The 20,862-nt window shown below is 59.1% G+C and carries 17 protein-coding genes and 1 tRNA gene; 3 read left to right on the top strand and 15 right to left on the bottom strand.

Features of this window, described 5'->3' with window-relative positions; all coding sequences use genetic code 11:
• Positions 1 to 33 precede the first annotated feature (33 nt).
• The 5 genes from CNX70_RS12485 to CNX70_RS12465 all read right to left on the bottom strand — a co-directional run bounded on the left by CNX70_RS12485 (position 34) and on the right by CNX70_RS12465 (position 5,290).
• Positions 34 to 110 (bottom strand) — tRNA-Pro (locus CNX70_RS12485).
• An 81-nt stretch (positions 111 to 191) separates the two neighbouring features.
• Positions 192 to 1,529 carry a phosphoglucosamine mutase gene (gene glmM / locus CNX70_RS12480; protein WP_096234942.1) on the bottom strand — a complete coding sequence of 446 codons (1,338 nt, stop codon included), beginning with the start codon at positions 1,527 to 1,529 and terminating at the stop codon, positions 192 to 194.
• 40 nt (positions 1,530 to 1,569) lie between these two features.
• The gene (gene folP, locus CNX70_RS12475) at positions 1,570 to 2,403 is read right to left on the bottom strand and encodes a dihydropteroate synthase (protein WP_096234941.1); all 834 of its coding nucleotides are present in this window, start codon (positions 2,401 to 2,403) and stop codon (positions 1,570 to 1,572) included.
• A 116-nt stretch (positions 2,404 to 2,519) separates the two neighbouring features.
• The gene (gene ftsH / locus CNX70_RS12470; RefSeq protein WP_167389649.1) at positions 2,520 to 4,403 is read right to left on the bottom strand and encodes an ATP-dependent zinc metalloprotease FtsH; all 1,884 of its coding nucleotides are present in this window, start codon (positions 4,401 to 4,403) and stop codon (positions 2,520 to 2,522) included.
• 203 nt (positions 4,404 to 4,606) lie between these two features.
• The gene (locus tag CNX70_RS12465; RefSeq protein WP_096234939.1) at positions 4,607 to 5,290 is read right to left on the bottom strand and encodes an RlmE family RNA methyltransferase; all 684 of its coding nucleotides are present in this window, start codon (positions 5,288 to 5,290) and stop codon (positions 4,607 to 4,609) included.
• Positions 5,291 to 5,332: 42 nt separating this feature from the next.
• On the opposite strand from CNX70_RS12465, the gene CNX70_RS12460 reads away from it, so the two are divergent.
• The gene (locus CNX70_RS12460; RefSeq protein WP_010397237.1) at positions 5,333 to 5,803 is read left to right on the top strand and encodes a YhbY family RNA-binding protein; all 471 of its coding nucleotides are present in this window, start codon (positions 5,333 to 5,335) and stop codon (positions 5,801 to 5,803) included.
• A 194-nt stretch (positions 5,804 to 5,997) separates the two neighbouring features.
• Here CNX70_RS12460 and CNX70_RS12455 read toward each other — a convergent pair whose 3' ends face one another.
• The 6 genes from CNX70_RS12455 to CNX70_RS12430 form a co-directional block, all read right to left on the bottom strand.
• Positions 5,998 to 6,441 carry a DUF4149 domain-containing protein gene (locus CNX70_RS12455; protein ID WP_208624531.1) on the bottom strand — a complete coding sequence of 148 codons (444 nt, stop codon included), beginning with the start codon at positions 6,439 to 6,441 and terminating at the stop codon, positions 5,998 to 6,000.
• On the bottom strand, positions 6,441 to 6,917 hold the full coding sequence (greA, locus tag CNX70_RS12450; protein ID WP_071077944.1) for a transcription elongation factor GreA: 477 nt from the start codon (positions 6,915 to 6,917) through the stop codon (positions 6,441 to 6,443). Before greA ends, CNX70_RS12455 begins: the two co-directional genes overlap by 1 nt.
• 163 nt (positions 6,918 to 7,080) lie before the next feature.
• Complete coding sequence (gene carB, locus CNX70_RS12445; protein WP_096234937.1) at positions 7,081 to 10,311, bottom strand: carbamoyl-phosphate synthase large subunit; 3,231 nt, start codon at positions 10,309 to 10,311, stop codon at positions 7,081 to 7,083.
• Positions 10,304 to 11,482, bottom strand: a complete 1,179-nt coding sequence (gene carA / locus CNX70_RS12440; RefSeq protein WP_096234936.1) for a glutamine-hydrolyzing carbamoyl-phosphate synthase small subunit — start codon at positions 11,480 to 11,482, stop codon at positions 10,304 to 10,306. Before carA ends, carB begins: the two co-directional genes overlap by 8 nt.
• A 459-nt stretch (positions 11,483 to 11,941) precedes the next feature.
• Positions 11,942 to 12,346, bottom strand: a complete 405-nt coding sequence (locus CNX70_RS12435) for a GlcG/HbpS family heme-binding protein (protein WP_096234935.1) — start codon at positions 12,344 to 12,346, stop codon at positions 11,942 to 11,944.
• A 59-nt stretch (positions 12,347 to 12,405) separates the two neighbouring features.
• On the bottom strand, positions 12,406 to 13,317 hold the full coding sequence (locus tag CNX70_RS12430; protein WP_096234934.1) for a patatin-like phospholipase family protein: 912 nt from the start codon (positions 13,315 to 13,317) through the stop codon (positions 12,406 to 12,408).
• A 176-nt stretch (positions 13,318 to 13,493) separates the two neighbouring features.
• On the opposite strand from CNX70_RS12430, the gene CNX70_RS12425 reads away from it, so the two are divergent.
• Both CNX70_RS12425 and CNX70_RS12420 read left to right on the top strand, forming a co-directional pair.
• Complete coding sequence (locus CNX70_RS12425) at positions 13,494 to 14,153, top strand: hypothetical protein (protein WP_096234933.1); 660 nt, start codon at positions 13,494 to 13,496, stop codon at positions 14,151 to 14,153.
• Positions 14,154 to 14,167: 14 nt separating this feature from the next.
• Positions 14,168 to 14,437, top strand: a complete 270-nt coding sequence (locus CNX70_RS12420) for a barstar family protein (protein WP_244199128.1) — start codon at positions 14,168 to 14,170, stop codon at positions 14,435 to 14,437.
• A gap of 14 nt (positions 14,438 to 14,451) precedes the next feature.
• Here CNX70_RS12420 and CNX70_RS12415 read toward each other — a convergent pair whose 3' ends face one another.
• The 4 genes from CNX70_RS12415 to CNX70_RS12400 all read right to left on the bottom strand — a co-directional run bounded on the left by CNX70_RS12415 (position 14,452) and on the right by CNX70_RS12400 (position 20,858).
• Positions 14,452 to 15,444, bottom strand: coding sequence for a hypothetical protein (locus CNX70_RS12415; protein WP_244199127.1), 993 nt, complete (start codon positions 15,442 to 15,444; stop codon positions 14,452 to 14,454).
• A 408-nt stretch (positions 15,445 to 15,852) separates the two neighbouring features.
• Positions 15,853 to 16,854 carry a hypothetical protein gene (locus tag CNX70_RS12410; protein WP_096234931.1) on the bottom strand — a complete coding sequence of 334 codons (1,002 nt, stop codon included), beginning with the start codon at positions 16,852 to 16,854 and terminating at the stop codon, positions 15,853 to 15,855.
• A gap of 399 nt (positions 16,855 to 17,253) precedes the next feature.
• Positions 17,254 to 18,087, bottom strand: a complete 834-nt coding sequence (locus tag CNX70_RS28870) for a hypothetical protein (protein ID WP_244199126.1) — start codon at positions 18,085 to 18,087, stop codon at positions 17,254 to 17,256.
• Positions 18,088 to 18,635: 548 nt separating this feature from the next.
• Positions 18,636 to 20,858 (bottom strand): T6SS effector phospholipase Tle3 domain-containing protein, encoded by a 2,223-nt coding sequence (locus tag CNX70_RS12400; protein WP_157750992.1) that lies wholly within the window; start codon positions 20,856 to 20,858, stop codon positions 18,636 to 18,638.
• Positions 20,859 to 20,862: the final 4 nt, after the last annotated feature.

Here is a 20,862-nt window from a genome sequence, read left to right as displayed (position 1 = left end):
GGGCTGTCATTTCTGACAGCCCGCTTATGACTTTGGTCGGAGTACAAGGATTCGAACCTTGGACCCCCTGGTCCCAAACCAGGTGCGCTACCGGGCTGCGCCACACTCCGAAGACAAGATAATAACGCCCCCACCCAATTTCGTCAATTGCCATAGACGAATTAGATGGAAAAAACTATCGGCGCTTGCCTTTACACACCGACTTTATCCGCGATGCGGCGCGCCATCGATTCGGCCTGACCTTTATCCTTCGCTTCCACCATCACGCGGATCAGCGGTTCGGTGCCCGATGCGCGGATCAGCACGCGGCCCGTGTCGCCCAGTTCAGCCTCGACCAATTCTTTCTCGGCCACCATGGCGGCATTTTTTTGCCAGTCGAAACCGGGCGCTACGCGCAGGTTGATCAGGGTTTGCGGGAACAGCACCAGTTCGGCCAGGCATTGCTGCAGGCTCTGGCCGCTGCGCTTGAGCGCGGACAAGACTTGCAGCGCGGAAACGATGCCGTCGCCCGTCGTGTGGCGGTCCAGGCACAGCAGATGGCCGGAACCCTCGCCGCCCAGTATCCAGCCCTTTTCCTTCATGACTTCCAGCACGTAGCGGTCGCCCACCTTGGCGCGCGCAAAGCCGATGCCCTGCTGCTTGAACAGCACTTCCAGCGCCATGTTGGTCATCAGGGTGCCGACGGCGCCCGCCACGGGGCCCGTTGCCAACCGGTCCTTGACCATGACGTACAACAGCTCGTCGCCGTTATACAGTCGGCCCGTGGCGTCGCACATGATCAGGCGGTCGGCGTCGCCATCGAGAGCGATGCCGAGGTCGGCACCGTGCTCGACGACGGCTTCGGCCATGGCCTTGGTTGCCGTGGCGCCGAAGCCCGCATTGATGTTGAAGCCATCAGGCTTGTTGCCGATGGCGATGACTTCCGCCCCCAGCTCATGGAACACGTGCGGCGCGATATGGTAGGCGGCGCCATGCGCGCAGTCGACGACGATCTTCAGGCCGCGCAAGTCCAGCTCATTCGGGAAGGTGCTCTTGCAAAATTCGATGTAGCGGCCCTGGGCATCGTCCAGGCGCTTGGCGCGGCCCAGCTTGTCCGACGGCACGCAGGCCATGGGCTCGTCGAGCGCCGCTTCGATTTCCAGTTCCACGCTGTCGGGCAGCTTGGTGCCCTGGCCGGAAAAGAACTTGATGCCATTATCGTGATACGGATTGTGTGAGGCGGAAATGACGACACCGGCCGACAGGCGCAGCGCCCGCGTCAGGTAGGCGATCGCCGGCGTCGGCATGGGGCCGGCCAGCATCACATCCACGCCGGCGGCCGACAGGCCCGCTTCCAGCGCCGCTTCCAGCATGTAGCCGGAAATGCGCGTGTCCTTGCCGATCAGCACCGTCGGGCGTGCCTTGCCGCCTTGCGACTTGGCCAGCACCTTGCCGGCCGCATAGCCGAGGCGCATGACAAAATCGGGGGTGATCGGAGCCGTGCCCACCAGGCCGCGGATGCCATCGGTACCAAAATATTTACGCGTCATCGTATTTCTCTTCTTGTTGTTTATGATAGATCTTACTGGGTCAGTGTGCCATGCGCCAGACCTTCAGCGCATCGACGGTTTCAGCTACATCATGCACACGGATAATTTCTGCACCTTGCGCTACCGCAGCAAGCGCACCGGCAACACTGCCAGCCAGGCGCTGCTCGACGGGACGTCCCGTGACGGCGCCGATCATCGACTTGCGCGACAGGCCCGCCAGCACGGGCAGGCCCAGCTCGCTGCGCAACTGGCGCGTGGCGCGCAGCAAGGCATAGTTCTGCTCCACCGTCTTGCCGAAACCAAAGCCGGGATCGACGCACAGGCGCTCGCGGGCAATGCCGGCCGCCGTCAGGGTGTCGATGCGCTGGCGCAGGAAGTCGGTGACTTCGCGCACCACATCCTCATACTGGGGCTGGGCTTGCATGGTTTCTGGCACGTTTTGCATGTGCATGATGCACAGCGCGCAATCGCTGTCCTGCACGGCCTCGATGGCGCCCGGCGCGCGGAAAGCGTTGATGTCGTTGATCATGTCGGCGCCCGCCAGGATGGCTTCGCGCATCACTTCGGGTTTATAGGTATCGACGGACAGGGGCTTGCCGCAGTCGCGCAAGGCGTATAGCACCGGCATGACGCGCGCAAGCTCGTCCTGCAGCGGCAGCGGCGGCGCACCGGGACGGCTCGATTCGCCGCCGATATCGATGATGTCGACGCCGTCGACTATCATCTGCTCCGCGCGCGAGAGGGCAAATTCAAGGTGTTGATACTGGCCCGCATCGGAAAAGGAATCAGGCGTGATGTTCAGGATGCCCATTACCAGCGCTTGCGTGCCGGACAAGTTGAAGCCGAAACGGCCGAATTGCAAATAGTGTCGCATGTGAATCTTTTAGTCGTCAGGAAAAAACTGCTGCGGCAACGAAAAAGGGCAAGGATCGCTCCTTACCCTCACTCTTACGATACCACTGCACGCCAACTGGCAAGCAGTGGTCGCTATCAGGCTGGCGCCGTCACGTTTGGCGAGATGCCGCCCGCGCCGCTGTCGCCGCCCGCATTGCGGCGTGGCGGGATGACTTTCGGTGGATGCGGCTCCAGGCCGGCCATGATGTCATTGATTTGCTCTGCATCAATGGTTTCCCATTCCAGCAAGGCTTTGGTCATCATTTCGACCTTGTCGCGGTTGCTTTCCAGCAAAGTGCGCGCCAAAGCATATTGCTTGTCGAGAATGTTGCGGATTTCAGCATCAACCTTTTGCTGGGTCGCTTCCGAGATCGTCTTGGTGGCGCCACCGAAGAAACCTTCGTTTTCGCTGTCTTCGTAGACCATCACGCCCATGCTGTCGGACATGCCGAAGCGGGTCACCATGGAGCGGGCCAGCTTGGTGGCACGCGAGAAGTCATTCGACGCGCCGGTGGACATTTGTCCCACGAAAATCTCTTCGGCGATGCGGCCACCGAACAGGATGGAAATTTCTTCCAGCATCTTGTCCTTGTAGGCGGACAAGTTATCGTGTTCCGGCAACTGCCAGGTCAGGCCCAGGGCCCAGCCGCGCGGCATGATCGTCACTTTGTGCACAGGATCGGCTTTTGGCAGCAGCTTGGCCACCACTGCGTGACCGGACTCATGGTAAGCCGTATTGCGACGCTCTTCCTCGCGGATGATCATCGACTTACGCTCAGGACCCATGTAGATCTTGTCTTTCGCGTCTTCGAAGTCAGCCATTTCCACCAGGCGCTTGCTGCGGCGGGCGGCAAACAGGGCTGCCTCGTTGACCAGGTTGGCCAGGTCCGCGCCCGAGAAACCGGGGGTGCCGCGGGCCAGGATATCGGCTTTCACGTCGGTACTGATAGGTACTTTACGCATGTGCACGTTCAAGATCTGCTCGCGGCCGCGGATATCGGGCAAGCCGACGGAAACCTGGCGGTCGAAACGGCCCGGACGCAACAGCGCTTTATCGAGTACGTCGGCACGGTTGGTGGCGGCCACGACGATGACGCCGGAGTTCGCTTCAAAACCGTCCATCTCGACCAGCAACTGGTTCAAGGTCTGTTCGCGCTCGTCATTGCCGCCGCCCATGCCGGCGCCGCGATGACGACCGACAGCGTCGATCTCATCAATGAAGATGATGCACGGTGAATGCTTTTTCGCGTTCTCGAACATGTCGCGCACGCGGCTTGCACCGACGCCAACGAACATTTCCACGAAGTCGGAACCGGAAATCGAGAAGAACGGCACCTTGGCTTCGCCGGCGATGGCGCGCGCCAGCAGGGTTTTACCCGTGCCCGGAGGACCGACCATCAGCACGCCGCGGGGAATGCGGCCGCCCAGTTTCTGGAATTTGCTCGGGTCTTTAAGGAAGTCAACCACTTCGTTGACTTCTTCTTTCGCTTCGTCGCAACCGGCGACATCGGCGAAGGTGACGGTATTGCTGGCTTCATCCATCATGCGCGCCTTCGACTTGCCGAACGAGAATGCCCCGCCCTTGCCGCCGCCTTGCATCTGACGCATGAAGAATACCCAGACGCCGATCAACAGCAGCATGGGGAACCAGGATACAAAAATAGTTTGCAGGAACGACGCTTCCTCAGGCGGGCGCACATCGAAGTGCACGCCATTGTCGCGCAGATCGCCGATCAGGCCCTTGTCGAGGCTGGTGGCGGTGGTACGCACCTTGGTGTCGTCCATCAGCTTGGCGGTGATCGACGAACCTTCGATCACGACATCCTTGACACGCTTGGCTTTGACTTCATCCAGCAAATCGGAATAAGCGATGGCCTTGCTGCCGCCTGTGGCGCCATGACTGTCGAATTGCTTGAACAGCATGAACAACAGCAGCAATACGACTACCCAGATGGCAGATTTGGAAAACATGTTATTCACGAAGACTCCTTGGATGCAGTGCGCATCTCTTTACCAATAGCTAGAAACACGATTTTACTCGCAATAAGCGGGCCGTGCCAAAGCCCGCCGATCCGTGCGCGCGAAAAAACCGCGCTCACGCAAAAAAAATGCAGTATAAACAATTTAGGCTTTTATGCCATCAGACGCTACTGCACTTCTCGTTCCCATGTGCGGATTACCGCTTAAATATCAAGGGCGGAATCATCTTCTTGCACGGCATTTTTCAGCGGATTCTTGAGGCCACGCCCCATCAGGAAGATTTCTGACGATTTATCGCGGCTGGCCTTGGGCTTTTTCTGCACCACGACCTTGAATTCAGCGCGGAATTTCTCCACGATCTGGCTGAAACCCATGTCTTTGAAGCATTTCACCAGCAAGACGCCCGATGGTTTCAAATGCAATTGCGAAAATTCGATGGCCAGGTCGATCAGATGTTCCATGCGCGCAGCATCCGCCGTGGCGATGCCCGACAGATTCGGCGCCATGTCCGACAGGACCACGTCAACCTTGCGTCCTTGCAACACCACTTCCAGCTGGCGCAGCACGCGCGCTTCGCGGAAGTCGCCCTGAATGAAGTGGAAATCGGCGATCGGCTCCATTTCCAGCATGTCCAGGCCAATCAGGGTACCATTGACCCCGCCGCCGTCCTTGCCGGCCAGCTTGCGCCGCAGATACTGGGCCCAGCTGCCAGGAGTGCAACCAAGGTCGACAATTACCTGTCCATGCTTGATCAGTTTTTCGTCTTCATCGATTTCTTTGAGCTTGTATGCTGCCCGGGCGCGGTAGCCCTCTTTTTGCGCCAACTTCACATAAGGATCATTTATGTGGTCGTGCAACCAGTTTTTGTTTAATTTCTTCTTTGCCATTCGCGTAGAATACTGCTTTTAAGGGAATTACTAAATATTATTATGCTAAAACTTACACCCGTAGAGCGCAGCGCACTGCGCGCCGAAGCACACGCGCTGAAGCCTATCGTCATCATTGGCGAAGCGGGCTTGACACCTGCTGTACTCAAAGAGATCGACCTTGGCCTGGATTCGCACGGTCTGATTAAAGTCCGCGTGTTCGGCGACGACCGCGAAGCCCGCGTCGGAATGTACGATACGATTTGCGGCAATCTCGGCGCCGCCCCGGTACAACATATTGGCAAACTGCTGGTAATCTACCGTCCGAAAAAAGAAGTGGTTAAGGAGAAGGTCAGCGCCGGCAAAGGCATGCGCGAAGTGACCATCGTCAAGGCCAGCGCCAGCGGCACCAAGCGCCCCAGCGTGACGAAAGTCATGATCAAGGGCAATGAGCGCGTTACCGAAGGCGGTTCCATCAAGCGTGCCAAGCCACGTCAGAAAAGCGCCAAGAAAAGCGCACTGGGCAGCAAGTAAGCCTGTTCACCCGGCAACCGCAAGGCTGCCGGGCTTGAAGCAAGAAGCGGAGCACGGGATATCCCCTGCTCCGCTTTTTTATTGCCGCTGCGGCGTCGGATTACGCGTGGCCTACGGCCTCGCTAATCCGACCTACGTGTTGCCATGTAGGTCGGATTAGCGCGCAGCGCGTAATCCGACAAGCACGGCAGCGATTACTGCTGTTTCCAGATCAATACGCCCGCCAGCAAGCTCTGCACGGCAAAGATCAGGGTCGACACGCCATGCAGCATGCCGAAGCGGCTGCGCATGGCCTCGTCCATGATGCCCGACGGGGCCTGCGCCTTGAGTTCGGCCATCAGCGGCGAAATGCCGAAATGACTGAGCAGCGCGCACACCAGCATAGCCAGCACCAGCGCCCCCAGCAGGCGGCGGCGTTTCAGCTCCAGCGCGCCCGCGCCCCATTGCAGCAAGGCCAGCAACACCAAAGCACAGGCGATCGACAGCCACGCCTCGGCGCGGAACATGCTGCCGGCGATATTGCCCGCCAGCACACGATCGCTCAAGGTAGCAAACAAGGTGGGCGCCACGATGAAGCCGATGGTCCACAGGCTGCCGGCCCACAGGGTGGCAACGAGGAAGCGCATGCGGGCGAGCATCAGATGTACTGTACTTCCAGGATTTCGTATTCGCGCGGGCCGGACGGCGCCTGCACTTCCACCACGTCGCCGGCATACTTGCCGATCAGCGCGCGGGCGATCGGGGACGTCACGGAGACTTTGTTCTTTTTCAGGTCGGCTTCATCGAGGCCGACGATCTGATAGGTGACTTTCTGGCCCGATTCCAGGTCTTCCAGGTTCACGGTCGAGGCAAACACCACGCGGCCTTCCGCGTCGAGCGCGGTCGGGTCGATGATTTGCGCTGCGCCCAGCTTGCCTTCGAGCTCGGCGATGCGGCCTTCGACGAAGGCCTGGCGTTCCTTGGCGGCATCGTACTCGGCGTTTTCCGACAAATCTCCGTGCGAGCGCGCTTCGGCGATCGCATCGATGACGATGCGGCGTTCCTTGGTCTTCAAATGATGCAGTTCTTCCTTCAGAAGTTCTGCGCCGTATTTGGTCAATGGGACTGAGGTCATGTTATCTCTACTATCTGCTGGTTATCGGTGCCGTTGTCCGTGTTTTACCACGGTTAACGGACTTACCAAGTGAAAACCACAGAGGCCGCGCGCTGCTCTGCACGGAACTCTGTGGTTGATAAGCATGCAGTGTACCGCCTAACGGCGGTCACTGCAAACGCACTTAGTTCAAGGTCTTGTGCAGACCTTGCAAATCGTACACACGCAACTCATCGAGGTGACGGATGCCTTCGACGGCCGCTTCCGCGCCCGCGATGGTGGTGTAGGTCGTCACGCGCGACGCCAGGGCCGAAGTGCGGATGGCCCGCGAATCGACGATGGCGCTGCGTTTTTCTTCCACGGTGTTGATCACCAGCACGATTTCATGGTTCTTGATCATGTCGACGATGTGCGGACGGCCTTCGATCACCTTGTTCACTGGCGTGACGGCGATGCCGGCAGCAGCGATCACGGCGGCGGTGCCCTTGGTGGCGACCACGGTAAAACCGGACTCGACCAGGTCGCGCGCCACTTGCACGGCGCGCGGTTTGTCCGACGCTTTCACGCTGATGAATACCTTGCCCGATTTTGGCAGGTTCACGCCGGCGCCCAGTTGCGATTTCACAAACGCTTCGCCGAACGTCAGACCCACGCCCATGACTTCGCCCGTCGATTTCATTTCAGGGCCCAGGATAGTGTCCACGCCCGGGAACTTGACGAACGGGAACACGGCTTCCTTGACGCTGAAGTACGGCGGCACGACTTCCTGCGTGATGCCTTGCGAGGCCAGCGACTGGCCGACCATGCAGCGCGCGGCGATCTTCGCCAGTTGCAAACCGGTGGCTTTCGACACGAAAGGCACGGTGCGCGAAGCGCGCGGATTGACTTCCAGCACGAAGACAACGTCTTTCATTTCGCCGTCGATTTCCTGTTTCTGGATGGCGAACTGCACGTTCATCAGGCCGACCACGTTCAAACCCTTGGCCATCAGCGCCGTCTGGCGTTTCAGTTCATCGATGGTTTCTTGCGACAGCGAGTATGGTGGCAAGGAGCAAGCCGAGTCGCCCGAGTGCACGCCAGCCTGTTCGATGTGTTCCATCACGCCGCCGATGAACGTCGTTTCGCCGTCGGAGATGCAATCGACGTCGCACTCGATGGCGTCGTTCAGGAAGCGGTCCAGCAGTACCGGCGAATCGTGCGAGACCTTGACGGCTTCGCGCATGTAGCGCTCCAGGTCGCGTTGCTCATGCACGATTTCCATGGCGCGGCCGCCCAGCACGTACGATGGACGCACCACCAGCGGGTAACCGATTTCCTGCGCCAGCGCCAAAGCGTCGGCTTCCGTGCGCGCAGTGCGGTTAGGCGGCTGGCGCAGTTCCAGCTTGTGCAGCAGTTGCTGGAAACGCTCGCGGTCTTCGGCCGCATCGATCATGTCGGGCGAGGTGCCGATGATCGGTACGCCATTCGCTTCCAGGTCCAGCGCCAGTTTTAATGGTGTCTGGCCGCCGTACTGCACGATCACGCCCACCGGTTTTTCGATGGCGACGATTTCCAGCACGTCTTCCAGGGTCAGCGACTCGAAGTACAGACGGTCCGAAGTATCGTAGTCGGTCGATACTGTTTCCGGGTTGCAGTTGACCATGATGGTCTCGTAGCCGTCTTCGCGCATGGCGAGGGCCGCGTGGACGCAGCAATAGTCAAATTCGATACCCTGGCCGATACGGTTCGGGCCACCGCCCAAGACCATGATCTTTTTCTTGTCGGTCGGATTCGATTCGCACTCTTCGTCGTACGTGGAATACATGTACGCCGTGTCGGTCGAAAATTCCGCCGCGCACGTGTCGACGCGCTTGTAGACGGGACGGATGTTCAGCGCATGGCGCTGCAGGCGCACGGCCGTGTCGGTCGTCTGCAGCAAAAAGCCCAGGCGGCGGTCCGAGAAGCCCTTCTGTTTCAACTTGTACAGAGTGTTCTTGTCCAGGTTATCCAGCTTCTGCGTGTCCAGCCACAGTTCCAGGTCGACGATTTCCTTGATCTGGATCAAGAACCATGGATCGATCTTGGTGAGATTGTGCACTTCTTCCAAAGTAAAACCTTGGGCAAACGCATCGCCCACGTACCAGATGCGCTCAGGACCAGGCTCGCCCAGTTCTTCTTCGATCTTTTCGCGGTCCTTGGTTTTCTCGTTCATGCCGTCCACGCCCACTTCCAGGCCGCGCAAGGCTTTCTGGAACGATTCCTGGAAGGTACGGCCAATCGCCATCACTTCGCCGACGGACTTCATCTGCGTCGTCAGGTGGTGGTCGGCGGTCGGGAACTTCTCGAACGTGAAACGGGGGATCTTCGTGACGACGTAATCGATCGACGGTTCGAACGAGGCCGGCGTGGCGCCGCCCGTGATTTCATTGCGCAGCTCGTCCAGGGTGTAACCGACGGCCAGCTTGGCGGCGATCTTTGCAATCGGGAAACCCGTCGCTTTCGATGCCAGGGCCGAAGAACGCGATACGCGCGGGTTCATCTCGATGACGATCATGCGGCCATCGACCGGGTTGATCGAAAATTGCACGTTCGAGCCACCGGTGTCGACGCCGATCTCGCGCAGCACTGCCAGACTGGCATTGCGCATGATCTGGTATTCCTTGTCCGTCAAGGTTTGCGCCGGCGCGACCGTGATCGAGTCACCCGTATGCACGCCCATCGGGTCGAGGTTTTCGATCGAGCAGATGATGATGCAGTTGTCCGCCTTGTCGCGCACCACTTCCATCTCGTACTCTTTCCAGCCCAGCAACGATTCTTCGATCAGCAACTCTTTCGTCGGCGACGCTTCCAGGCCGCGCTTGCAGATGGTTTCGAATTCTTCTTCGTTGTAAGCGATACCGCCGCCGGAACCGCCCATGGTGAACGATGGGCGGATGATGGTCGGGAAACCCAAGGTGCGCTGCACGGTCCAGGCTTCGTCCATCGAGTGCGCCACGCCGGAACGGGCCGAACCGAGGCCGATCTTGGTCATCGCGTCCTTGAACTTGGAACGGTCTTCCGCCTTGTCGATGGCTTCCGGCGATGCGCCGATCAGCTCGACGTTGTATTTTGCCAGCACGCCGTTGTTGAACAGGTCCAGCGCGCAGTTCAGCGCGGTCTGGCCGCCCATCGTCGGCAAGATGGCGTCAGGACGCTCCTTGGCGATGATGCGTTCAACGACCGACCAGGTGATCGGTTCGATGTAGGTGACGTCGGCCATTTCCGGGTCCGTCATGATGGTCGCAGGATTGCTGTTGACCAGGATGACTTTGTAGCCCTCTTCGCGCAGGGCCTTGCACGCTTGCGCGCCGGAATAATCGAATTCGCAGGCCTGGCCGATCACGATCGGGCCAGCGCCAATAATCAGAATACTTTTGATATCTAAACGTTTAGGCATTTTTCTTTTTCTCCTCCGCAGCCATCAAGTTGATGAAGCGGTCAAACAGGTAAGCAACATCCATCGGGCCCGGCGACGCTTCAGGGTGGCCCTGGAAGCAGAAGGCCGGCTTGTCCGTGCGGGCAAAGCCCTGCAGAGAGCCGTCGAACAGCGATTCATGGGTCACGCGGCAATTCGCGGGCAGAGTTGCCGCGTCGACTGCGAAACCGTGGTTTTGCGAGGTAATCAAGACCTGTTTCGTTTCCAGGTCTTGCACCGGGTGGTTCGCGCCGTGGTGGCCGAACTTCATCTTCAGGGTCTTCGCGCCGGAAGCGATCGCCATGATCTGGTGACCGAGGCAGATGCCGAAGGTCGGGATGCCCTTCTCGATCAGCTCGCGGGTCGCGGCAATCGCGTAGTCGCACGGTTCCGGGTCGCCGGGACCGTTCGACAGGAAGATGCCGTCCGGATTCAACGCCAGGGCGTCGGCTGCGGTGGCTTGCGCCGGCAGCACGGTGACCTTGCAGCCGCGCGCCGTCAGCATGCGCAGGATGTTGCGCTTGACGCCGTAGTCGAAGGCGACCACGTGGTATTTCGCGTCCGCGTCAGCCAGTTGTCCGTAGCCTTCGCCCAAGGTCCATTCCGTTTCGCGGTACTCGTAGGCGGCCTTGCTCGATACCACCTTGGCCAGGTCCATGCCGGCCAGGCCGGGGAAGGAGCGGGCCAGTTCCAGCGCTTGCGCGGCGGATGGCTCATTGCCTTGCGTACCGACCAGAATGGCACCGCCCTGCGCACCTTTTTCACGCAGGATGCGCGTGAGCTTGCGTGTATCGATGCCGGCGATGGCGACGATATTTTCAGCTTTCAGGTAGTCGGACAGGGAGAGCGTGGAACGGAAATTGGATGCCAGCAATGGCAGATCGCGGATGATGAGGCCAGCGGCGTGAACCTTGGAAGACTCGACGTCTTCCGGATTGACGCCCGTATTACCGATATGCGGATAGGTCAGGGTGACCATCTGGCGGCAATAGCTTGGGTCGGTAAGGATTTCCTGATACCCGGTCATCGAGGTGTTGAAAACAACCTCGCCCGTGGTATGACCGGCGGCACCGATCGAAAAACCTTTAAAGATCGTTCCATCAGCAAGCGCTAATATGGCTGGAACGGCAGGGCCAGAAAAAAATGGCGGCAAGGGCAACTCCTGATAAAGTTACCGTAGCTGCGCCACGTCAGACCGACCGCCTAGATACCCGAGCCAGATGCACTCAGGGTGTTTCAACGGTCATTTTGAATGAGGGGATGGGTAGTCGCTACGGTATATGTGTGATTGGCTAAACCTTTGAATTATAACCAAAAGGAAGCTTTTCCACAAGGAAGAAAATGCAGAAGGTCCGGCATTTTTTTGCGCAGCAGCATAAATCCTGCACCCCATGAAAAAGCCGCCCGGCTTGCGCGGGGCGGCTAGTTCATTCTTCTGAATACACAATTGCGGTTATTACTTAAATCACATAAATCACAGTTGACGTCACGGCACCTGGCAAAACCGTAGCGAGCGGCAGTGATTTGTGGCCGAGAAGCGCAACCGTACTAAAGTACGGTGAGCATCGCCGGCCGCAAAGCGCGCCGCGCAGTAGGTTTGGCCAGGTGTCCATCACACCAAAGCGGCGATACCCGCTTTCGCGATTTGCGCATCTTCGGCCGACTTCACGCCCGAGACGCCGACGGCGCCCACGTAGTGACCATCAAACACGATGGGCACGCCGCCTTCGAGCAAGCCGTCGATTTCCGGCGCGCTCAGGAACGATACGCGGCCGCCATTGATCATCTCTTCATAGATGCGCGATTCGCGGCGGCCCAGTGCGGCCGTCTTGGCTTTCGATGGAGCGATGTGCGACGAGATCGGCGCCACGCCATCCATGCGCTGCAGCCACAGCAGGTGGCCGCCGTCGTCGACGATGGCGATCGCGACCGCCCAGTTATTCTTGACCGCTTCCGCTTCGGCGGCGGCAGCGATTTTCTTTACGTCGTCCAGGGTCAAAATCGGTTTCGATTGCATGGTGCATCCTTGTTATGTTGAAGCAAAATTGTATACGAAATGCGCCGCGGCGCTATCCCCTACTGCTCGCGTTTGGCTTTCAGCTTTTGCTTGAGCTGCGCCATCACGGCAAACGTCGCCTGCTCGCCCGCCAGGATGGCCTGGTTGCGGCTGTTGAAATCGTTGCCTTTCATGGTGCCCAGGCTGGGCTGGATCACCACGTCCGCATCCTTCAGCTCGAACTGGTTGATGCGCTGACCCATGATGGCAAACGTTTGCATCAGCACTTCCATCGAGCTGATGGCCTTCTGGGTATCCGTTTGCGACGAGATATTCACGGCGATGATGAAATCGGCGCCCATGTCGCGCGCAAAGCGCACGGGCACGGGAGCGACGAGGCCGCCATCGACATAGGTGTGGCCGGCGATCGTCACGGGCTGGAACACGCCGGGCACAGCCGACGAGGCGCGCACAGCCATGCCGGTGTTGCCACGCTGGAACAGGATCGGCTGGCCATTTTTCAAATCGGTCGCCACCACGCCAAACGGAATCTTCAGCTTTTCCAGCGGCACGCCGCCGACAGCCTTGTTGACATAGCTTTGCAGCGCCTCGCCCTTGAGCACGCCGGACGACTTGCCGAACAGGGGCAAGGCCCAGTCGGAAATGGCCGCCTCGTCCATGTCGAAGGCCATCTTTTGCAGGGCAAAGCCGGAGTTGCCCGCCGCATACAGGGCGCCCACCACGCTGCCGGCGCTGGTGCCGGTGACGATGTCGGCGTGGATGCCCTGCGATTCAAGCGCCTTGATCACGCCAATGTGCGCGAAGCCGCGCGCCGCGCCACCGCCCAGGGCCAGGCCGATCTTGATCTTGCGCGGCGGCACGACGATGGGCTCGGGCGGCGTCAATACTTGTATGGGTTTCGGGACGGTGGTATCGCAGCCGGCCAGCGCAAAGGCGGCCAGGGCAAGCAGGGTCAGGCGTTTAGGGAACATGGTGGAGAGGGGAAACCGCGCGCGGCAGTGGCAATAAAGGAGAGCCGATTGTAGCGCAAGCGGGGCCGATGGCACTGAAGTCAGTCTTAAATGTTTATGGTGACAATGTTCGTGCGGGCCGACTCTGCCACCACACGGCTGCTAGACTGGGGCCTGGTTTGTTACTTGCTCCCGCTATGTCAGAACATCAATTTGCCGACAGCCGCGCCCTGAGCGCCCCTTTTTCACAGCAACTGGTCAGCCAGCCCGGCGACGGCGCCCTCGCCTGGCTGACCGCCATCCTTGCCACGCAAGCGCCCGCGCTGCGCTCGTCGAACGCCATCCTGCTGGCCTACACGGGCAATCCGGCCGCCCTCGACTGGCTAGAGGCGAATGTCGGCTCGCCCGTGGCAGGACAATGGGGCGTGGCGGCAGCCCTGCTGGGCACGCCCTGGCCACAAATCGTTGACTGGCTGCAGCGCGGCGGCGCGCACCGGCTGATGGCGCTCGATACATTGCTCGCGTACCGCAAGCCCGCCGTCAACATGTCGCCGCTGGAACAGATTGCCGCCCCGGTGCTACCGCAAGCGCCCGTACGCGCCGAACTCGATGCCGCGCTGGCAGCCTGCCTGGCCGCGTCGGCCACGCCGCGCATCCAGGCTGCCACCCACTCGATCAACAAGCATGTGGACGAGATCCTGCGCGGCGGCCCACGCGGCGTGGCCGTGACCGACCTGCCGCGCCTGTATCTCGCCCCGACACCGTTCCAGAATGCTTCCGCCATCCTGGAGCGGCACGAGACGATGGTGGGCGGCATGCGGCAAAACCTGCAGAACTTGCTCAAGGGCATACTGTGAATCGGCCAGCCCTTGTGACAATCGACTTGAGCGATATCAACACCACGCGCCAGTTGCATGCCAGCCTGGCGGCCGCACTGGGTTTTCCTTCCCTCTACGGCATGAATTGGGATGCGTTATGGGATGCCATCATGGGCTTGGTGGACATGCCGCTACAGCTGGAACTGTACGGCTGGCCAGCCTTCGCCGCACGCCTGCCCGGCGATGCGGCCGTACTGCAGCGCATCCTCGCGCGCATGGCACAGGACATGCCAGCCCTGGCAGCGCAGGTGCGCTATGCCTGAGCCTGCGACATTGTCTATTTCGAATACCCCTGCTCATTGAACTGCCCCGCATCCAGCGTGGCCCAGGCATGCCGTATGCCCCACCACATCAGATAGGCATTGCCGCCGCCGCGCGCCCGGAACCACGGTTTCACGGGGTCGATGGGGCGCACCTTGGCCGGCGGCAAGATCAGCACGCCGGTCGTCTGGCCGGCGTCGCTGGTGCCCGCCACCAGCACATTCTGGCCAAAGTGATTCGCCTGCGCGATGCCCAGCGCCACGTTCGTCAAGGCCGTGGCGGCGCCCATTTCACCCAGCAAGGCTGGCGTATTGAAGGTCTGCTGGAGGAAATCGAAGGCCGGCACCTCGGTCGTCAAGGTCTGCGCCAGGTAGGCGATACGGTCAGGCGACGCCGGCCGGGTGTTGTTCGCATCGTGGATCACATAGCCGATATCTACCTCGTTCTTGCGCCCGTTGCCTGCCGCCTGCGCCAGCGTCGCCTGCCACGCCTGCACCGTCGGCGGCGGCAGACCCTTCTGTGCCGCAAAGGCGCTGACCTGCTGCGTGGCCGGATAAGCTATCCAAGCCAGCGCATCGCGCTCCGTCTTGTAATGGGGACCGGCCAGTACCAGCAAGACCATGTTTTCATTGATCTGCTCATCTTTCGGAAAACTGGGCGCATCCCAGCTCATCACCCACACCGTTTCCTTCGGATGCGCCTGCAGATAATCGAGGGCGGCCGCCAGAGAAATGAAACCGGCATTCGCGCCGCCGGCCGTCACGCGCACGTCGGGCGGGGTGGATTTGGTCCAGGATTTGGGGAAGTGCGGGTTGCCGATGGAAAAAGTATCGATGATTTCTTCGCGCAGGGCAGCGCCAGCCAAGAGAGGGTCAAAGCGCACTGCGGGCACCGCGTATTCGACATGGATACCCGCCAGTTCATTCCAGCCTTTTTTGTGTTTGAAGTCGTGGGCGTTATAAAAATAGGTGGGATTGGAAAAATACATGCCATGAAACTTGGTAATCATCTGCCGGACATATTTTCCGTGAAAATTAACAAAAGTACCTTTACCATCGTTTGATGATGCTATGCCCGCCACAGATCTGACCTCAGAGAAAATAGCTGGGTATTGTTCTACCATGTCGTCTTTCTTATTTAGCCTTACTTTCCCAAGGGTCCATAGCAGTTGCCATTCGGTTGGATAATCCTGACGCTGAAGCGGATTTAGCCATTGCACGCCCACCACTTGCGCCATGAAGGGCCGGACAATCATTTTTTCATTCTCACGGCCATCTTTGCTCACCGGATGCGTCACGCATGCCGACAAAACCAAGCTTGCCAGCAGTGCCGCCAAGTTGCGAAAGGAAAAGAAAAGGTTCATTTTTCACCCTGTTCAGCTCGTCAAGAGCGCCATCTGGCGCGCCATCCCCATCGTCTACTTCGAATATCCCTGTTCGTTGAATTGCCCCGCATCCAGGGTGGCCCAGGCATGCCGGATGCCCCACCACATCAGATACGCATTGCCGCCGCCGCGCGCGCGGAACCACGGTTTCACGGGGTCGATGGGCCGTACCTTGGCCGGCGGCAAGATCAGTACGCCGGTCGTCTGGCCGGCGTCACTGGTTCCCGCCACCAGCACGTTCTGGCCAAAGTGATTCGCCTGTGCGATACCCAGCGCCACATTCGTCAAGGCCGTGGCGGCGCCCATCTCGCCCAGCAGCGCCGGGGTGTTGAAGGTTTGCTTGAGAAAATCGAAGGCCGGCAATTCAGTCGTCAAGGTTTGCGCCAGGTAGCCGATGCGATCCGACGAGACCGGATGCGCATTGTGCGCGTCATGGATCACATAGCCGATCTCGGCATCGGTCTTGCGCCCATTCGCGGCCGCCTGCGCCAGCGTCGCCTGCCAGGCCTGCACCGTGGGCGGCGGCAGCCCCTTCTGCGCTGTAAAGGCGCTGACCTGCTGCGTGGCCGGATAGCCTATCCACGCCAGCGCATCGCGCTCCGTCTTGTAATGGGGACCGGCCAGTACCAGCAAGACCATGTTTTCATTGATCTGCTCATCTTTCGGAAAACTGGGCGCATCCCAGCTCATCACCCACACCGTTTCCTTCAGATGCGCCTGCAGATAATCGAGGGCGGCCGCCAGGGAAATGAAACCGGCATTCGCGCCGCCGGCTGTGACGCGCACCTCGGGTGGCGTGGACTTGGTCCAGGAGTTGGGGAAACTGGGATTCCCGATGGAAAAAGTATCGATGATTTCTTCGCGCAGTGCCTCGCCTGCCTGAATAGGGTCAAAGCGCACTGCGGGCACCGCGTATTCGACATGGATACCCGCCAATTCATTCCAGCCTTTTTTGTGTTTGAAGTCGTGGGCGTTATAAAAATAGGTGGGGTTGGAAAAATATACACCGTGGAAATTACCTATCATTTCAAACAAATATTTTCCATGGAAATTAAAAAAAGTACCTTTACCATCATTTGATGAAGCTATGCCAGACACAGATCTGACCTCAGAGAAAATAGCAGGGTATTGTTCTACCATGTCGTCTTTCTTATTCGGGCTTACTTCCCCAAGAGTCCATAGCAGTTGCCATTCGGTTGGATAATCCTGACGCTGAAGTGGATTTAGCCATTGCACGCCCACCACTTGCGCCATGAAGGGCTGGGCAGTCATTTTTTCATTCTCACAGCCATCTTTGCTCACCGGATGCGTCACGCATGCCGACAAAACCAGGCCCGCCAGCAGTGCCGACAAGTTGCGAAAGGAAAAGTAAAGGTTCATTTTTCACCCTGGTCAGTTCATCAAGAGCGCCATCTGGCGCGCCTTCCCCATCGTCTACTTGGAATACCCCTGCTCATTGAATTGCCCCGCGTCCAGCGTGGCCCAGGCATGGCGGATGCCCCACCACATCAGATAGGCATTGCCGCCGCCGCGCGCGCGGAACCACGGTTTCACGGGGTCGATGGGGCGCACCTTGGCCGGCGGCAAGATCAGCACGCCGGTCGTCTGGCCGGCGTCGCTGGTGCCCGCCACCAGCACGTTCTGGCCAAAGTGATTCGCCTGCGCGATGCCCAGCGCCACGTTGGTCAAGGCCGTGGCGGCGCCCATTTCGCCCAGCAGCGCCGGGGTGTTGAAGGTTTGCTGGAGAAAATCGAAAGCCGGCAATTCAGTCGTCAAGGTTTGCGCCAGGTAGCCGATGCGATCCGACGAGACCGGATGCGCATTGTGCGCGTCATGGATCACATAGCCGATCTCGGCATCGGTCTTGCGCCCATTCGCGGCCGCCTGCGCCAGCGTCGCCTGCCACGCCTGCACCGTGGGCGGCAGCAGCCCCTTCTGCGCTGCAAAAGCGCTGACCTGCTGCGTGGACGGATAGCCTATCCACGCCAGCGCGTCGCGCTCGGTCTTGTAATGGGGGCCGGCCAGTACCAGCAAGACCATGTTTTCATTAATTTGCTCATCTTTCGGAAAACTGGGCGCATCCCAGCTCATCACCCACACCGTTTCCTTCGGATGCGCCTGCAGATAATCGAGGGCGGCCGCCAGAGACACAAAGCCCGCATTCGCGCCACCGGCCGTCACGCGCACGTCAGGCGGGGTGGACTTGGTCCAGGAGTTGGGGAAGTTCGGGTTGCCGATTGAAAAAGTACTTGTAATTTGCTTGCGCAAGTCTTCCCCGGCGAGAAGGGGATCAAACCGTTCTGTAGGCAAGGCGTACTCAACATGGATACCCGCCAATTCATTCCAGCCTTTTTTGTTTTTTACATCATGCGCATTGTAGAAATAGGTAGGATTTGAAAAGTACATACCATGAAATGGAGATATCAATTCATTGGCATACTTAATGTGGAAATTTTTAAAACTCCCCTTCCCATTAAGGGAAGACGCTATTCCAGAAACAGATCTCACACTGGAAAAAATAGCCGGATGCAACTCAACCATATCATCCTTTTCATTCGGCCTAACCTTTCCAAGAGTCCAAAGTAGTTGCCACTCGGTAGGATAGTCCTGTCGCTGCAGGGGATTTAGCCATTGCACACCTACTACTTGTGCGATAAACGGCTTCGCAGTGTCTTTTTCTATTTTCTCAACATTCATTTCCGTTTTAACGGCACACGAGGATAAACCTATCGTCGCCATCATCGCAGCCAATGCATTAAATATAAAATTTTTAGCCATAATTACCTACCTTAATCAAGAAAATTCCACAATAAAATTCAGAGCGCACTGTTTTCACGCGAATTATTTATTTTCCCCGGCATAGTTCCATCTATTGATGTTCTTGCCCAATGCGCAACAGTTTTTTCATTCATACGCCCTTCTTTAAAATATTCCTTGAAAATTTTCATTTGTTCACTATCCTCAAAATCAATAAGAAACCGCCAATCCGCCATCGTCCTCAACTCCCGCAAATCCGTTTCCGACAAATGGCAGCAGCCCACGGCCACGTCATACGCGAGCGCCTTTCTGGAATGTTCGCTGTTGGTCAGGATGGTGGAGTGGTCGGTGGCATAGGTGCCGACGTTGCCGGCCAGGCCCTTCTGGATTTTCCGCTGGCGCCATGCCGTGTATTGCGCGCTCGCCGTCTCGGGATGGTCTTCTTCCGTGACGTGTTTGCCTTTCTCGACCTTGCCTTCGCGCTTGGCCATCATGCGCAGGGAGGCGTGGTATTCGTATTGCAGGGCCGCTTCGCTCTCCTCGTTGCCGCACGCCGCATCGGTGCGCTGTTTTTCGCCATGCAGGCCGCCACGCGGTATCTCCAGCTCGCGCTCGCCATGGAACGGGTCGCCCGCCGGATGGGCGGCATCCTTGTTGCGATCCCAGCCGTGCGGATGCAGTCCCATGTCAAAGCTGGGGCAGATAGCGCCAAATAACTTCGCCTGCGGGAAGAAGGTCTCTGGCAGGTCGGGCGCTTCCAGCGGGATTTTCCAGTACTTGTCGGGCGAGGCATTGATACGCTTGCGCATCAATGCGGTGGCCACGATGGCGATGGGCGCAAACGCCACGGTGAGTATCTGGAACAGCCAGTTCTCTTGCGCTTCCAGGCCCTTGGCCACGCTATACGTGGAAATCATGGAAGGCGGATTCCAGAAATGGTCGCTGCCAAAGTCGATGGCAGGACGATGATCGCCCCAGTAGTCGTACGCGCCTTTTACGCCGACGGGAAAACCTTCGGCAAACACGCGCTGGGTAAATACGCCTTCACCGCCCGCCCTGGCGATTTCGCCGGGGTCGGGCTTGCCCTGGCGGTCTTTTTTTGGCAGGCCATCCTTGTCCAGCACAGGGCCGGCCAAACCGCGCCAGCCCATGCCTTGCACCGTCAAGGAAGAAATCACCTGGTCGTGCGGATTGCAATACAAGGTCACGCGTCCCACGGTGGCACCCCGCACGCCATAACTGTCAATATCGTGCTGCGCCTTGAACGGGTGATGCGCACTGCTCATGGCCTGGTCGATTTTCTCGGCCTTCCATTGTGCGGCGCGCCGTTCGCCGATGAGGGCGAAGAAGGCCGCCAGCGTGTCGATGCGCGCCGCAGCCGTCTGGCGACCCGTGCTGCCGTCGGCCGCCTTCAGATTCGACGACGTCCAGTTCTCCGCCATGTTGTCTTCCACCACGCTGTACGGCGGATTACACAGGACATAATTGTCGGCAATGCAAGGCCACAGCCTGCCTTGGGAGTCCGCCACCTTGGGCAGGCGCTCACCCAGGAAGGCCGCTGCCATGCTGACCATATTGCCCTGGCTATGGCACACGATGGTGATCGGCACATCGGCCTGTTTTTGCCGGATAGCCTCGATCAGCCGTGCCAGGCGGTAGGCGGCCAGCACGAAATACGGCCTTGGCGGGCAGGCGTACACCTGTCTGTCATTGGTCGGATTCATGTGCTGGATCTGCATCCACAAAAACAGCTGGTCCGACAAGCCTTCGCCCCACAGGTCCGGCAGCGAACTGCAGCCATTGGCGAACGGTCCGCCGCCCCAATAATTCTGCTCGTTCAAAAATATGCCATCGCCATACGTCTGCAACTCCTCGTCATTGGCCGCATAACCCCAGCGAAAGCGGATCACGGGCGAATAGCCATCGCCTTCCATGAAGGTTCTCGGTTTCATCAGGGGATTGATAAAGCCGTCGCGCGTCAGCTGGCCCATATAACGGGCTGGCGTCATGGCGATGCCTTCGGCGGCGCCGCGCCCGGCATCGTGTACGCGCCGGTGCAAGCGCGCATTCAATCCCGCGCACAAACCGGCTTCCGCCTCGTCATACCATTCGCCATCGGAATTGACGCCGTGCACGAAGATCATGATCCCCGGCAAGGGCAGGCGCGTGGTAATCAGCAGCGTGTCATGGTCGAAGCGCAGCAAGCCGTCTTTTTCGCCTATCTGCAGGTATTTGCTTTCATCGAAGGGCAAGGAACCCGCCTTGGGCTTGTGTACACTCATGCTT

The organism is Janthinobacterium svalbardense (genome assembly GCF_002327145.1).
Classification (GTDB): Bacteria; Pseudomonadota; Gammaproteobacteria; order Burkholderiales; family Burkholderiaceae_D; genus Janthinobacterium; species Janthinobacterium tructae.
Note: the sequence above shows the minus strand (reverse complement) of the source record. Positions and strands in the feature narration are given on the sequence as shown.